This is a genomic window from Rhizobium aethiopicum, from assembly GCF_014197535.1.
GTDB lineage: Bacteria > Pseudomonadota > Alphaproteobacteria > Rhizobiales > Rhizobiaceae > Rhizobium > Rhizobium aethiopicum_A.
On sequence record NZ_JACIFV010000004.1, the window covers coordinates 293,205 to 307,743 of the forward strand.

At 61.0% G+C, this 14,539-nt stretch carries 14 protein-coding genes; 10 read left to right on the forward strand and 4 right to left on the reverse strand.

What is annotated here, in order from left to right; translation table 11 throughout:
- Nucleotide 1: 1 nt before the first annotated feature.
- The 4 genes from GGD53_RS08755 to GGD53_RS08770 all read right to left on the reverse strand — a co-directional run bounded on the left by GGD53_RS08755 (nucleotide 2) and on the right by GGD53_RS08770 (nucleotide 3,950).
- Nucleotides 2-589 (reverse strand): 5-formyltetrahydrofolate cyclo-ligase, encoded by a 588-nt coding sequence (locus GGD53_RS08755; protein WP_184455071.1) that lies wholly within the window; start codon nucleotides 587-589, stop codon nucleotides 2-4.
- 131 nt (nucleotides 590-720) lie between these two features.
- The gene (locus tag GGD53_RS08760) at nucleotides 721-1,641 is read right to left on the reverse strand and encodes an NAD-dependent epimerase/dehydratase family protein (RefSeq protein WP_184455072.1); all 921 of its coding nucleotides are present in this window, start codon (nucleotides 1,639-1,641) and stop codon (nucleotides 721-723) included.
- On the reverse strand, nucleotides 1,638-2,462 hold the full coding sequence (locus GGD53_RS08765) for a glycosyltransferase (RefSeq protein WP_184455073.1): 825 nt from the start codon (nucleotides 2,460-2,462) through the stop codon (nucleotides 1,638-1,640). The genes GGD53_RS08760 and GGD53_RS08765 overlap by 4 nt, the downstream gene beginning before the upstream one ends.
- A 267-nt stretch (nucleotides 2,463-2,729) precedes the next feature.
- Nucleotides 2,730-3,950, reverse strand: a complete 1,221-nt coding sequence (locus GGD53_RS08770; protein ID WP_184455074.1) for an NAD-dependent epimerase/dehydratase family protein — start codon at nucleotides 3,948-3,950, stop codon at nucleotides 2,730-2,732.
- Between the two features lie 141 nt (nucleotides 3,951-4,091).
- Between GGD53_RS08770 and ybgC the strand changes: the two genes are divergently transcribed.
- From ybgC to ftsH, 10 genes are all read left to right on the forward strand, one after another.
- On the forward strand, nucleotides 4,092-4,547 hold the full coding sequence (gene ybgC, locus GGD53_RS08775; protein ID WP_184455075.1) for a tol-pal system-associated acyl-CoA thioesterase: 456 nt from the start codon (nucleotides 4,092-4,094) through the stop codon (nucleotides 4,545-4,547).
- Between the two features lie 365 nt (nucleotides 4,548-4,912).
- On the forward strand, nucleotides 4,913-5,632 hold the full coding sequence (gene tolQ / locus GGD53_RS08780) for a protein TolQ (RefSeq protein WP_004671617.1): 720 nt from the start codon (nucleotides 4,913-4,915) through the stop codon (nucleotides 5,630-5,632).
- 18 nt (nucleotides 5,633-5,650) lie between these two features.
- Nucleotides 5,651-6,106: a protein TolR gene (gene tolR / locus GGD53_RS08785; protein ID WP_003566333.1), complete on the forward strand. Its 456-nt coding sequence runs from the start codon at nucleotides 5,651-5,653 to the stop codon at nucleotides 6,104-6,106.
- A gap of 8 nt (nucleotides 6,107-6,114) precedes the next feature.
- A complete protein-coding gene (locus GGD53_RS08790; protein WP_184455076.1) occupies nucleotides 6,115-7,260 on the forward strand; it encodes a hypothetical protein in 1,146 nt (381 codons plus the stop codon).
- Complete coding sequence (locus GGD53_RS08795; protein ID WP_184455077.1) at nucleotides 7,261-7,704, forward strand: cell envelope integrity protein TolA; 444 nt, start codon at nucleotides 7,261-7,263, stop codon at nucleotides 7,702-7,704.
- A 22-nt stretch (nucleotides 7,705-7,726) separates the two neighbouring features.
- A complete protein-coding gene (gene tolB / locus GGD53_RS08800) occupies nucleotides 7,727-9,037 on the forward strand; it encodes a Tol-Pal system beta propeller repeat protein TolB (protein WP_184455078.1) in 1,311 nt (436 codons plus the stop codon).
- 153 nt (nucleotides 9,038-9,190) lie between these two features.
- Nucleotides 9,191-9,727 carry a peptidoglycan-associated lipoprotein Pal gene (gene pal / locus GGD53_RS08805; protein ID WP_064804779.1) on the forward strand — a complete coding sequence of 179 codons (537 nt, stop codon included), beginning with the start codon at nucleotides 9,191-9,193 and terminating at the stop codon, nucleotides 9,725-9,727.
- 158 nt (nucleotides 9,728-9,885) lie between these two features.
- Nucleotides 9,886-10,872: a tol-pal system protein YbgF gene (gene ybgF, locus GGD53_RS08810; protein ID WP_184455079.1), complete on the forward strand. Its 987-nt coding sequence runs from the start codon at nucleotides 9,886-9,888 to the stop codon at nucleotides 10,870-10,872.
- An 11-nt stretch (nucleotides 10,873-10,883) separates the two neighbouring features.
- Nucleotides 10,884-12,347 carry a tRNA lysidine(34) synthetase TilS gene (tilS, locus tag GGD53_RS08815; RefSeq protein WP_184455080.1) on the forward strand — a complete coding sequence of 488 codons (1,464 nt, stop codon included), beginning with the start codon at nucleotides 10,884-10,886 and terminating at the stop codon, nucleotides 12,345-12,347.
- Between the two features lie 97 nt (nucleotides 12,348-12,444).
- A complete protein-coding gene (ftsH, locus tag GGD53_RS08820; RefSeq protein ID WP_184455081.1) occupies nucleotides 12,445-14,376 on the forward strand; it encodes an ATP-dependent zinc metalloprotease FtsH in 1,932 nt (643 codons plus the stop codon).
- Nucleotides 14,377-14,539: the final 163 nt, after the last annotated feature.

Sequence of the window (14,539 nt, forward strand, 5' to 3'; positions counted from 1 at the left end):
CCTATCCAATCCAAGAGGCAAAAAAGCGAAGGCCGCTTTCTGTCAGGATGGCATCCAGGCTTATGTCATGCGGCTCGTCGGGCACATGTGCCACTTCCTGGCAGTCGAATGCAATGCCGATCAGCTTGGGATGCAGGCCTTTCTCTCTGAGCCGGCTGATGGCGCGGTCGTAGTGACCGGCGCCGTAGCCGATGCGATGGCCTCTGACATCGAAGGCCGAAAGCGGCACCAGCATGATCTCGGGATCGAGGACGGCGGCGTACTCGGCGGGGCCGACCGTGCCGAAACCGGTTGCGATCAGCGGTGCGCCTTCCGCCAGCTCGCGAAAGACGATGGTCTGCTTGTCGAGGATCGCCGGCACGCAGAGCCGCGCGCCGCGTGCTGCAAAGCGCGCCATCAGCGGCCTGAGATCGGCCTCCGACCGGATCGGCAGGAAGCCGGAGATGATGGTGCCTGGCTCGAAGGCGACCGCCTCGCCGGCGTGATCGGCCATTGCGAGGCTTTTGGAGATGCGCTCTTCGGGAGCGATGGCGTCGCGGGCGGACAGCCGTTCGTTGCGCAACTGCGCTTTCAGTTCTTTTGCGGTCATTCGATCTGCCGGATTGAGAGGTTCGACCGAGCATAGCCGGCTGGAGACCCGATGCAAATGCCGGCTGCGACAGGGCTGCGCCCGTTTCACGTCGTATCGATCTGCGGTTGCCGATCGTCGGACGAGGATGCCTATCGATCCTGCGCAGATTCGTGTCGCGGCGGCACCGGCAGCGTGGCGGCCAGCCGCCGCATCGTTTCCTCGAACAGAGGAGTTCCACCTGGCAGCCAGCCGAGCGCACGGATTTTCGCCGTGTTCATCGGCTTGAGGGCAGCCTTGTCGGCGGTGGACGGCAAGGCGTGAGGACAGCTCGTTTCACGGCGGATAGGCGCGAGAATGTCCTGCGTGTCGACTGTTATGTCCGATATGTTGAAGACCTCGCCAGAGATGCGGGTGCTTTCCGTCTCCAGCATCAGCCGCACCGCGCGGCCGAGGTCGCGGCCATGAACCTCCGTCCCGGCGCGAGCAGCAACAGGCCGGCCGGCGAGATAATCGGCGATGAGATGATCCCATTTGTTCGGCGTGAGATCGCCATAGACACCGGTCGCCCTCAGGCTTACCCCGGCAAAACCCGGTGCCGAGAGATGGGTAAGCGCACCTTCGGCGTCGAATTTGATCTGGCCGTAGAGCGTCTCCGGCTTCGGCGGCATCGTTTCGACAAGCTCGGTTTCCGGCGGGTGGTCGCCATAGGCAGCGCGGCTGGACAGGAAGACGCAACGGCGCGTGCCGGCGCGTTTGGCCGCTTCGAAAAGCCGGACGGTGCCGTCGAGGTTCAATCTACGGAAGCTCTTGGGATCGTCGCCCTCGCCGCCGCGATATTTGCCGGGAACATGGCTGAAGGCGGCATGAACGAAGAAATAGGCGTCGTCGAAGACGTCGATCTGATCCTTGCCGGGATCGAGGGAGAGCGCTGCGAACTCGACCGGGCGGGAGAAGAAGCCCGGCAGCGGCGCGCGGCGTCCGCCGACAATCACCTGATAGCCGGCGGCCAGCAGCTCCTCGACGACGTACCGGCCGACGAGACCCATTCCCCCGGATACCAGTACTTTCATGCCGTCCCTTCCGGATTTCTCAGCGCCGTGATCTCCGGCATATCGCCGCTCTCGTGTATACGGTGCCATAGATCGATCAAGGGTTGTAGATGTTTTGCCTTGGGATGATCCTTTTCCCACGGTTTTTCGTACTGGTAGTGCACGATCGAAATGCTCTTCCAGTCCCAAAGCTCCGGCATGGTGAACCATACATATTGCAGCATGTTGTAATAGACCGGCAGGCCGTGCCATTCCGGGAAGAACGTCTCCAGAAACGTCTGGTCGGTGCGTCGCCAGAAGGCCTCCGGCCTGTCGAGGCTTTCCAGCATGCGCCGGAATGTGTCATGCGAGGGCGTCGCGACGAAGACGCCGGAATTCATCCGGCGAAAATCGGCGAGACTCTCATAGACGTTGGGAGCGGCGGAAAATTCCGGATAGAGGAAGAGCCTGTCGACGTTCTTCAGCACCAGGGCGTCGGCGTCGATGAACACACAGCGCTCATACTCCACAAGCTGCCAGAGCCTGAGCTTGCAGAAATTGTCGAGCGGCGAATGGAACTCCGGCTTACGGCCCTTGGTGAAGGGGGCGGCGGAATGGAGATGGCCGCGGGCGTGGCGCTCGTTGAAGGTATGGGAGAGCGGCAGGTGCTCGACCTGGATCAGGCGGCAGTCGAGGGTCTCGAGCGGGGCGAGAGCGGCTGCGTCAACGCCGCCGGTGTGGAGGACGACGATGTCGGCGCCGGTGCCGGTGCGGTGCAAGGAGCGGGCGAGGGCGGTGGCGCCCATCGCGTAGTCGGCGTTGGTGATGAGGGTGACGTAGGCGAAGGCGGGTGGGCGATTCATCGGGTTCGACTGCTCCGATAAATCTTGCTCCGGTCAAAGAGAGGTGCAAGGCGCGTGCCATACGTCTCTTCTCCCCAGCGGGGAGAAGGTGCCGGCAGGCGGTTGAGGGGGTGAGCGACGAGGGGAGCGAATGCACTGAGCGCGAGCGAAGGGCAATGAATGGCGTGCGGTGTGGCCCCCTCATCCGACCCTTCGGGCCACCTTCTCCCCGCTGGGGAGAAGAGGGAGCAAGCCCAGGACTTCCTCGTGTTCGTCATGTCTCAGCGCTCACGACACCGATTTCAACCGCTTGCCTTCCGGATCGTGATCAATCGTCGCGGCAATGTCCTTGGTCCAGGCGGAGACGGCCGGCACGCGGGAGCGGTCGACGCGATAAGCGAATTTCTTCGCCACGTCGACGATCTCGCCCAGCAGCCCGGCTTCCAGCGTGGTCGGTTCGAGGCCAAGGTCGAGGAACTTTTCGTTCCGGACGATCAGCTCGTTTTCGGCGGCCTCCTTGCGCGGGTTCGGCAGCCAGGTAATCTTGGCGCCGCTTATCCCGGCGATCATCTCGGCGAGGTCGCGCACCCGGTGGGTTTCCGTCATTTGATTGAAGATCTCGACGCGGGCGCCGCGGGCGGGCGGGTTCTTCAGCGCCAGCTCGATACAGCGCACCGAATCCTGGATGTGGATGAAGGCGCGGGTCTGGCCGCCGGTGCCATGCACCGTCAGCGGATAACCGATCGCCGCCTGAATGAGGAAACGGTTCAGCACCGTGCCGTAATCGCCGTCATAATCGAAACGGTTGATCAGCTGCGCGTGGCGGCGCGTCTGCTCGGTATGCGTTCCCCAGACGATGCCCTGATGCAGGTCGGTGATCCGCAGGCCGTCATTCTTGGCGTAGAACTGGAAGAGAAGCTGATCCAGGCATTTGGTCATGTGGTAGATCGAGCCCGGATTGGAGGGGTAGAGAATCTCCTGGCTGACCGTTTCGCCGCCCGCGGTCTCGATGCCGACCGGCAGATAACCTTCGGGGATAGCGGCGCCGACCGTCGAGTAGCCATAGACGCCCATGGTGCCGAGATGGATGAGGTGGGCGTCGAGATTGAGCTCGGTCAGCGCGTTCAGGAGGTTGTGCGTGGCGCTGACATTGTTGTTGACCGTGTAGTTCTTGTGGCGGTCGCTCTTCATCGAATAGGGCGCGGCGCGCTGTTCGGCGAAATGGATGATGGCATCCGGCCGGTGTTCCGAAAGCCATTTCTTCAGAAGTTCGTAATCCTTGGCGAGATCGATCAGGTTGAAGTGGATGCGGCGTCCTGTTTCGGCATGCCAGATGCGCGTGCGCTCCTGGATCGAATCCATCGGAGTGAGCGACTGAACGCCGAGTTCGGTGTCGATCCAGCGGCGCGAGAGGTTGTCGAGAATATGGACGTCGTGACCGGCATCGGAAAGATGGAGCGATGTGGGCCAACCAATGAAACCGTCTCCGCCCATAACCGCAATCTTCATCGCATCGTCTCCTGATCGGTCGCTTATTATCGGGAATAGTTAGGAATTATGACAATCATTCAATGCCTGCCGGCGGCGCATTCAATGCTTGCCTGCCGCGAAGCGTTGCGCCAAAGAGGGCACCTCACTTTGGAGAAAATTATGACGGAACGCCCTTTTTCCATTTCGGGAGAGCTGACGGAGGCCGGACACCGCCTCGTCCAGCGGGTCTATTATGAAGATACGGATTTCTCCGGCCTGGTCTATCACGCCCGCTACCTGCACTTCCTCGAGCGTGGCCGTACCGATTATCTGCGCTGCCTCGGTGTCGAGCAACGCGAACTCGTCAGCGCCGACGAGGAAGGCCTCGTCTTCGTCGTCCACCGCATGGAGATCGATTTCAAGAGCCCCGCGCGCATGGATGACGTGCTGACGATCCTGACGCATACGGAAAAGGCCGGAGGCGCCAAGATGGTGCTCAACCAGCAGATTCGCTCAGGCGAAACCCTGCTGATTGCAGCCAGGGTGATCATCGCCGTCATCAATGCCAAGGGGCGGCCACGGCGGCTGCCGGAAACGCTGGCGGCAAAATTCCTGGAAGGCAGCCAGCCTCTGTAGTTCCGAATCAGGCCTTGTCAAAACTTGAGCTTTATGTGAAGGAATTCCCGCGCCGCAGGATAAGCGCTCTTTCGGCAGCCGGACCATGCTCCGGTCAAGTAATCCACGGAACAAAATCTTCCGAACACAGGCTTGCTGTCACAGTCCGGCACTAACGATCTATTAACCATAATAGTGTCTTACTAGGAAAGTCGGAGTTTGTGCGGTGCACGCCTTCCTTTGACCAAATTTGACGGCAAGAAGGCGGAAGAAGAGCTTGGAAGCTTGACCAGGGCTTTGGGCGGCGGTCGCCGGACACTTCTTGCGAGATCATTTTGTGCCGCCCGGTCCAGCGCCGGGCGTTTGGATTCGGGGATTTTGGATCAATGGAACAAGTAGGATTGGCAGCAGCCACGACGGACGTCAGCCTCTGGTCGCTATTCATGCAGGCCGGCATCGTCGTCAAGCTCGTCATGCTCGGGCTCATCGCGGCCTCGGTCTGGACGTGGGCGATCGTCATCGACAAATACCTGGCCTATGGCCGCGCGCGACGCCAGTTCGACAAGTTCGAACAGGTTTTCTGGTCGGGCCAGTCGCTGGAAGAGCTTTACCGCTCACTGTCGGAACGCAACAATACCGGGCTGGCGTCGATTTTCGTCGCGGCCATGCGCGAGTGGAAAAAATCCTTCGAACGCGGTGCCCGCTCGCCGATCGGCCTGCAGATGCGTATCGACCGCGCAATGGACGTGACGCTTGCCCGTGAAACCGAATATCTCGGCGCCCGTTTGGGATCGCTTGCGACCATCGGTTCGGCCGGTCCGTTCATCGGTCTCTTCGGCACGGTTGTCGGTATCATGACTTCGTTCCAGGCGATCGCCGGCTCGAAGTCGACCAATCTCGCGGTCGTCGCGCCCGGTATCGCCGAAGCGCTGCTCGCCACCGCGATCGGCCTCGTCGCCGCTATTCCGGCTGTTATCGCCTACAACAAATTCTCTGCCGATGCCGGCAAGCTCTCGGCCCGCATGGAAGGTTTTGCGGACGAATTCTCCGCCATACTTTCGCGCCAGATCGACGAGAAGCTGCAGCCGCGCGCTGCCGCTCAGTAACCAACGGAGTATTCTGACATGGGTATGGCTGTTGGAGGCAATGGCGGCGGGGGCGGCGGACGCCGCCGTCGCGGCGGTCGGAACAAGGCCGTGATTTCCGAAATCAACGTGACGCCGCTCGTCGACGTCATGCTCGTGCTTTTGATCATCTTCATGGTCGCGGCTCCAATGATGACTGTCGGCGTGCCGATCGACCTGCCGGAAACGCAAGCCAAGGCGCTGAATTCCGAGACGCAGCCGATCACGATTTCGGTCAAGAACGACGGCGAGGTGTTCCTGCAGGAAACGCCGATCCCGGCAGCCGAGATCGCCGCCAAGCTCGAGGCGATCGCCACCACCGGCTATAACGAACGCATCTTCGTGCGCGGCGACGCGACGGCGCCCTATGGTGTCATCGCCGACGTCATGGCTCGCATCCAGGGGGCCGGCTTCAAGAATATCGGCCTCGTGACGCAGCAGAAGAAGGACCAATAGCGCTCAAAATGAAGGCCAGCGTCGTCACATCTGCTGTTCTGCATTGCCTGGTGCTTACCTGGGCGATGGTGTCGCTCGGCGCGCCGGAATCCTTCAAGGTCGAGGATTTCGAGGCGATGCCGGTCGATCTCGTGCCGGTGGAATCCATCACCCAGATGCAGCAGGGCGACAAGAAGGCTCCGAAGAAGGAGACGTCCGCCCCCGTGCCGACGACTCGGCCGCCGATCGCGCAGCCGGCCGAGAATGCCGGTGACAACAATGCCGACCTGAAGACGCCACCGGTGCCGAACGCCAAGCCCAGCAACAGCGAAGCTGCAGCGGCGAATTCGAGCGAGAAGCCACTGCCGACGATCGATCCCAAGCCGAACGACGTCAAGGAGGTCAACAAGGAAGAGACCGAGGTCGAACAACCGAAGGAAGTCGCCTCCATTCCGCCGCCGAAGCCCGTCGAAGTGACGCCGCCGAAGCCGGAGGAAAAGCCGCCGGAAGAACAGGCGAAGCCCGAAGAGCCGCCGAAGCCGGATGCGGAAGCCTTGCCGGACAAGGTGCCGACGCCGGTCGTCAAGCCGCAGGTAAAGCCGCCGGAGCCACAGAAGACGGCCGAAAAGCCGCCGGAAAAGACACCGGACCAACCGAAGGCTGCGGAAGCGCCGACGGACAAGAAGAAGGCTGACAAGAAGCAGGAAGTGGCGAAATCAGCCTCCTCGATGAAGAGCGATTTCAATGCGGACGAGATTTCGGCCTTGCTGAACAAGACCGACCCTTCCGCCGGCGGTGCAAAGCGCTCGACGCAGGAGGCATCGCTCGGTGCGAAGAAGAGCAATAACGGCTCGAAGCTCAGCCAAAGCGAAGAAGACGCGCTAAAGGGTTTGATCGAGGGTAACTGGCTTGTCACTCCCGGAATGGAAGGCCTTTCCGGCATGGTCATCAAGGTGCATTTCAAGCTCGACAAAGATGGAAACATTATCGGTCAGCCCGAGATCGAGTCTTCCGGCGGAAGCAGCACCGATTCGACGCGTCGTGCGCTGGAAAGTGGCGCTTACCGCGCCGTGATGAAATCTGCTCCCTCGTTCCGCACGACGCTTCCGATGGACAAGTATGACGTTTGGAACGAGGTGGTCCTTAACTTTAATCCCAGCGATATGGGAATTTAAATGTTGAGGAATCCATTCAATTTCGCGAAGTCTTTCGGGATATACGCGGTGCTGACAGGGGCGATCCTTGGCCTCGCATTTCCCTTCGATGCAAATTCAGAGACGGCTGATCGCCGAAGCGATGCAAATTCGCCGGTTCTCAGCGTGGCTGAAGTTAAGGCGGTGCGAGACGCGATCGAACGTCAATTCTTCATTCACAGCCGCCTGAAAGACATCGGCGGCGTGCGTTTGACGATCCACATAAAGCTAACCAGAGACGGGCAGATCGTAGGCAACCCTGATGTGCAGGTCACCGGTGGCAGTGAGCGTGCGCAGAAAAGTCTCACCGATGACGGCCTCCGCGCAGTTCGTCGCGCAGCTCCTTTTACGATGCTTCCGAAAGATAAATACGATGTCTGGAAGGAAGTTGTCTTTAATTTCGACACCAGCGCTCTTATCCAATAAGATGCTGAAAGGCTTGTTTGATATGGTCAAGTGTTCCCTCATCCGCGCTCTGATGGTCATTGCCGGCCTGATTGGGGTCGCAATCTTTACAACGCCGGCGAACGCGTTGGTCACCCTCGATCTTCGAAAAGGTAATGTCCAGCCGATGCCGATTGCGGTGACGGACTTCCTGCAGGGCGATATGGGCGCGCAGGTTTCGCAGGTCATCGCAGCCGACCTGCAGCGTTCCGGCCTCTTCGCGCCGATCAACAAGAGTGCCTTCATAGAGAAGATTTCCAATCCCGATGCCGCGCCGCGGTTCGAGGATTGGAAGGTCATCAACGCCCAGGCGCTGGTCACCGGCCGTGTGACGCAGGAGGCCGATGGACGCCTTCGCGCCGAATTCCGTCTCTGGGATCCCTTCGCCGGCCAGCAGATGACCGGCCAGCAGTTCTATACGCAGCCGGAGAATTGGCGCCGTGTGGCCCACATCATCGCGGACGCGATCTACAAGCAGATCACCGGTGAAGAGGGTTATTTCGACACCCGCGTCGTCTTCGTCTCCGAATCCGGCACCAAGCAGCAGCGCAAGCGTCAGCTGGCGATCATGGACCAGGACGGTTTCAACGTGCGGACGCTGACCGATGGCAGCGACCTCGTGCTGACGCCGCGCTTTTCGCCGAGCCGGCAGGAAGTCACCTACATGTCCTTCGCCAACCAGCAGCCGCGCGTCTATCTGCTGCAGCTCGAAACCGGCCAGCGCGAAGTCGTCGGCAACTTCCCCGGCATGACCTTCTCGCCGCGCTTTTCGCCGGATGGCCAGAAGGTGATCATGAGCCTGCAGCAGGAGGGCAATTCCAACATCTATACGATGGACTTGCGCTCGCGCACGACGACGCGGCTGACCTCGACGGCGGCGATCGACACCTCGCCCTCCTATTCGCCCGATGGTGCGCGCGTCAGCTTCGAAAGCGACCGTGGCGGCAAGCCGCAGATCTACGTGATGAACGCCGACGGTTCCGGCCAGACCCGCATTTCCTTCGGCGACGGCTCCTATTCGACGCCGGTTTGGTCGCCGCGCGGCGATCTCATCGCCTTCACCAAACAGTCCGGCGGCAAGTTCTCGATCGGCGTGATGAAGCCGGATGGCTCGGGTGAGCGCATCCTGACGTCCGGCTTCCACAATGAAGGCCCGACCTGGGCGCCGAACGGCCGTGTGCTGATGTTCTTCCGCCAGGCGGCAGGCGCGGGTGGTCCGCAGCTCTATTCGATCGATCTGACCGGTTATAACGAGCAGCTGGTCAAGACGCCGAGCTATGCTTCCGACCCGGCCTGGTCGCCGCTGCTGGAGTAGCGGGTGCAGCAATGCCTTCATGTCGCCTCAAAGTCGTGGAAACCGGGCGACTACGGGACAAATCAGTAAATTGTTAACCATAATCTTTGAGGGGCGGTTAACCGAGTGCGGTTACTGTCCGGAAACCCTGATGAACTCGCAAGGAGACCGGCCATGAGCCGAATTCATACCCCGGCACTTAGCCGTATGCAGAATTTCGCCCGCAACCCCGTCATGATCGCGCTTGTCGCCGGTCTCGCGCTTGCGGGTTGCGCCAACAAGAAGAACGGCGGCATGCCGAACAGCGCCGGCGACATGGGTCTCGGCGCAGGCGCCGCGACGCCGGGCTCGACTCAGGACTTCACGGTCAATGTCGGTGACCGCATCTTCTTTGACACCGACTCCACGTCGATCCGCGCCGATGCCGCTCAGACGCTCGACCGTCAGGCACAGTGGCTCGGTCGTTACCCGAACTATCAGATCACCGTTGAAGGCCATGCCGACGAGCGCGGCACCCGCGAATATAACCTCGCCCTCGGCGCCCGTCGCGCTGCTGCTACCAAGGACTATCTCGCTTCCCGCGGCGTTCCGGCACAGCGCATGAAGACGATCTCCTACGGCAAGGAACGGCCGGTCGCCGTCTGCGACGATATTTCCTGCTGGTCGCAGAACCGCCGTGCAGTCACCGTGCTCGGCGGCGCCGGCATGTAATTCAAGCTTTAATGGATTTTACGAAGGCGGTCCCATCCGGGGCCGCCTTTTCTTTTTGACCACACTTTGGCCAGACTCCGTTGCTTTTTGACAGCAATTGGAAAAATCTCCTGTTCGCGCCTCAAGGCGCGAAGAATCACTGGGACAGGACGATACATATGAAGAAACTTGTCGTGGCAGGCATGCTGTGCCTGGCGGCTATGACCGGGAGCGAACGAGCGGCCTATTCGGCCTCGTTCTTCGGGCTGCATCTCGGCGGCCGATCCGCGGAGCAGCAGCCGGCCCCGCCCGTCGTCAAGGTGCAGAGCGGAGACGCGGAAATCCGCGTGCAGCAGCTCGAAGAACAGATGCGGCAGTTGAACGGCCGGATCGAGGAGATGAGCTTTCAGCTCCTGCAGATGCAGGAGACGATCCGCAAGCAGCAGGAAGACAATGAATTCCGCTTCCAGCAACTCGAAAAAACCGGTGCCGGCGGCGGCGCCAAGGCTCCCGTCAAGAAGAGCGAGACGGATGCTGCGCCGGCAGCGTCCGGCAGCGACGACGTCGCCAGGGTGATCCAAGCACCGCAGGGGGCCGAAACGGCTCCCTCCACCGATGTGCCTGATAATACCGGCCTCGGCCAGCCGCCGAAGCAGCTCGGCTCCATCGACTTCGATCAGAACGGCAATGCGATTGGCGGAAGCGTCGATAAAAACGCCACCATCGGCTCCGGCCCGATTCCCAATGCCAACAGCGGCACGCCGCAGCAGACGGCCTCGCTCGGGGGCGAGTCGGATCAGTACAAGTCAGCCTACGGCCACGTGCTGTCAGGCGATTACGGCACGGCCGAGCAGGAGTTCAACCAGTACATCGCTCGTTACCCGAGCAGTGCACGGGCGGCGGACGCCAATTTCTGGCTCGGCGAAGCGCTCTATTCGCAGGGCAAATACAATGAGGCGGCCAAGACTTTCCTCAACGCGCATCAGAAATACGGCAGTTCGGAAAAGGCGCCGGAAATGCTGCTGAAGCTCGGCATGTCGCTTGCGGCCCTCGACAATAAAGAGACGGCCTGCGCGACCCTGCGTGAAGTCTCGAAGCGTTACCCGAAGGCGTCACGCGCCGTCATAAGCAAGGTTGCGAGCGAACAGAAACGCCTCGCCTGCTGAGGTCTCCCGGAATGTCTCCGGAAGCCGCATCGCCTCAACAGGCGATCCGCCAGTTTCTCGCAGCGCTTCGAAGTCCTGCGCGTATTCTCGTCGCGATCTCGGGCGGCAGCGATTCCACCGGCCTGCTTCTCCTCCTCGATGAAGCCATAAAGGCCGCGCCCCATCCTGGAATTTCCCTTTGTGCCGCGACCATCGACCACGCGTTGCGCGCCGGCTCCGCAGACGAGGCGCGAGAGGTCGCAGCTCTCTGTGCATCCCTCGGCATTCACCATATGATCGCTAGATGGCAGGGCGAAAAGCCGAAAACCGGCATCATGGCCGCGGCCCGTGAGGCCCGTTACGGCCTTCTGGCCGAGGCAGCCGAAGCGCTCGACGCCAATCTCATCGTCACCGGTCATACGCTGGACGACCAGCGCGAAACGCTTGCAATGCGTGGCATGCGAACGGAGCAGGTTTCGACCGGTATTGCCGATGCCGTGCTTTTCGACCGGCGATTCTGGATTTTGCGCCCATTTCTATTTTCCACACGCCCGGATATCCGCGCTTTCCTGCGGGCGGGGGGCGTGCGGTGGATCGACGATCCGAGCAATGAGGATATCAAATACGAGCGTGTGCGGATGCGCCGGCAGCTATCTGCCGATCCTGCGGCGGAGACGGATATTCGCGCAGCCTGGGAAGAGCGGCTCGCTCTGTCGTCTCGAGCCGCCGAATGGCTGGATCCTCATTTCCAGCTTCACGGCGGCGTGCTTGGGCAGGTGATGCCCGAGGGATTGCGGCAGGACCGTGCGGTCCTCGACTATACGCTCGGCCGTCTGACGGCGGTGTTCGGCGGGCAGCCGTTCGTGCCGGGCAGCGTGCAAATGGACCGTATTCTCGCATTCGCCGCCGGCAGCGGGTCGGGACGGATGACCGCCGGCAGAGTGGTGTTCGATCTCAGGCGCGACGGGCTTTATCTGGCACGGGAAAACCGGGGGATGGTGCCGCTGGTATTGCGGCCGGGGGAGGCTGGGGTTTGGGACGGGAGATTTCAGGTGCGCAATGGGTCAGCGATCTCGATTGCAATCGAATCCGCCGCTACCCACTCTCCCTCATTCCTGTGCTTGTCACAGGAATCCAGCGCGCCCAAGTCCTTGGGCGCGGAAGACTCTCTTCCGCCGCACATGGAGTCATTCACCGCGCGGACGCGCGGTGGCTGGATTCCTGTGACAAGCACAGGAATGAGGGAGCGTCATTTTGGGCACCTGCCGAAGGCGGCATGGAAACGCGCAATCGCGTCGGCGCCTGCCTTATCCTCAGATGGAGCCTATTTATCTCCAGAATCCGCTTCAATGGTTGAACTGGTGCCCTATTTCGCACCCTTCGACCGCTTTTTGACACGATTTGATTTCATCTTTGCCGACAGGCTATCGGCGGTTTTCGCGAAGGCGCCCTATGCGGGACCGCCTTTAAGAAGTATTGACGGAAAAACCATCTGACTTGGGGGATTGCCTTGGCAATAGCGCGGCGCAACCCTATGTTAGAACCTAATAAGACGGTCGCCATGAGGCGGCTGTTGCAGTGCTGGGGAGTTCAATGAACCCTAACTTACGTAATTTCGCATTGTGGGCGATCATCGCGCTTCTGCTGATCGCCCTTTTCAGCATGTTTCAGACGGCGCCGGCGCAGACGGGCTCCCGCGATATCCCTTATTCGCAGTTTCTGCGTGAGGTTGATGCGGGTCGTGTGAAGGAAGTCGTGGTCACGGGCAACCGTGTCTCCGGAAGCTATGTTGAAAATGGCTCCACCTTCCAGACCTATTCGCCTGTCATCGACGACAGCCTGCTCGATCGCCTGCAGCAGAAGAATGTGCTGGTTTCCGCCCGTCCAGAAACGGATGGTTCTTCGGGTTTTTTGAGCTATCTCGGCACGCTGTTGCCGATGCTTCTCATTCTCGGCGTCTGGCTGTTTTTCATGCGGCAGATGCAGGGCGGCTCCCGCGGCGCGATGGGTTTCGGCAAGTCCAAGGCCAAGCTGCTGACGGAAGCGCATGGCCGCGTGACCTTTGAAGACGTCGCGGGCGTCGACGAGGCCAAGCAGGATCTCGAGGAAATCGTCGAATTCCTGCGTGATCCGCAGAAGTTCCAGCGTCTCGGCGGCAAGATCCCGCGCGGTGTGCTACTGGTCGGCCCTCCGGGCACCGGTAAGACGCTGCTCGCCCGCTCGGTCGCCGGCGAAGCCAACGTGCCCTTCTTCACCATTTCCGGTTCCGACTTCGTCGAAATGTTCGTCGGTGTCGGTGCAAGCCGTGTGCGCGATATGTTCGAGCAGGCGAAGAAGAATGCGCCCTGCATCATCTTCATCGACGAAATCGATGCCGTCGGCCGCCATCGCGGCGCCGGTCTCGGCGGCGGCAATGACGAACGCGAGCAGACGCTGAACCAGTTGCTGGTCGAAATGGATGGCTTCGAGGCGAATGAGGGCGTGATCCTGATCGCCGCCACCAACCGCCCTGACGTTCTCGATCCCGCATTGCTGCGTCCCGGCCGTTTCGACCGGCAGGTCGTGGTGCCGAACCCCGATATCGTCGGCCGTGAGCGCATCCTCAAGGTGCATGCCCGCAACGTTCCGCTGGCCCCGAACGTCGATCTCAAGGTTCTCGCCCGCGGCACGCCCGGGTTCTCCGGCGCCGATCTGATGAACCTCGTCAACGAAGCCGCTCTCATGGCTGCCCGCCGCAACAAGCGCGTCGTCACCATGCAGGAGTTCGAGGACGCCAAGGACAAGATCATGATGGGCGCCGAGCGCCGTTCCTCGGCAATGACCGAAGCGGAGAAGAAGCTCACCGCCTATCACGAGGCCGGCCACGCCATCACCGCGCTCAACGTCGCCGTTGCCGATCCGCTGCACAAGGCGACGATCATTCCGCGCGGCCGTGCACTCGGCATGGTCATGCAGCTTCCCGAGGGCGACCGCTACTCGATGAGCTACAAGTGGATGGTTTCACGCCTCTGCATCATGATGGGCGGCCGCGTCGCCGAAGAACTTACCTTCGGCAAGGAGAACATCACATCGGGTGCCTCCTCGGACATCGAGCAGGCCACCAAGCTTGCCCGCGCCATGGTGACGCAATGGGGCTTCTCCGACCAGCTTGGTCAGGTCGCCTATGGCGAGAATCAGCAGGAAGTCTTCCTCGGCCACTCGGTTTCGCAGTCGAAGAATGTTTCGGAGGCGACCGCGCAGAAGATCGACAACGAAGTGCGCCGCCTGATCGACGAAGCCTACACGCAGGCCCGAACGATCCTGACGGAAAAGCACGACGAATTCGTCGCCCTCGCCGAAGGCCTGCTCGAATACGAGACCTTGACCGGTGAGGAGATCAAGGCCCTGATCCGCGGCGAGAAGCCTTCCCGCGATCTCGGCGACGATTCGCCGCCGAGCCGTGGATCGGCCGTTCCGAAGGCCGGCGTGCGGCCTGCCACCAAGGGTGATGAGCCCGAAGCCGGTCTCGAACCGCAGCCGCATTGATCTGCGCGACAATCTCGAAAACAGGCCGGATTTCCGCTATGGGAGATCCGGCCTTTTTCATTGGTAACGGGATATAATCATTTTTCTCGCTAATTTACGTGCCGATTGCCGCAATTTGTGGCATTCCGCTGAAGAGAAGCAAGCATGAATCACGCTCCTGGAC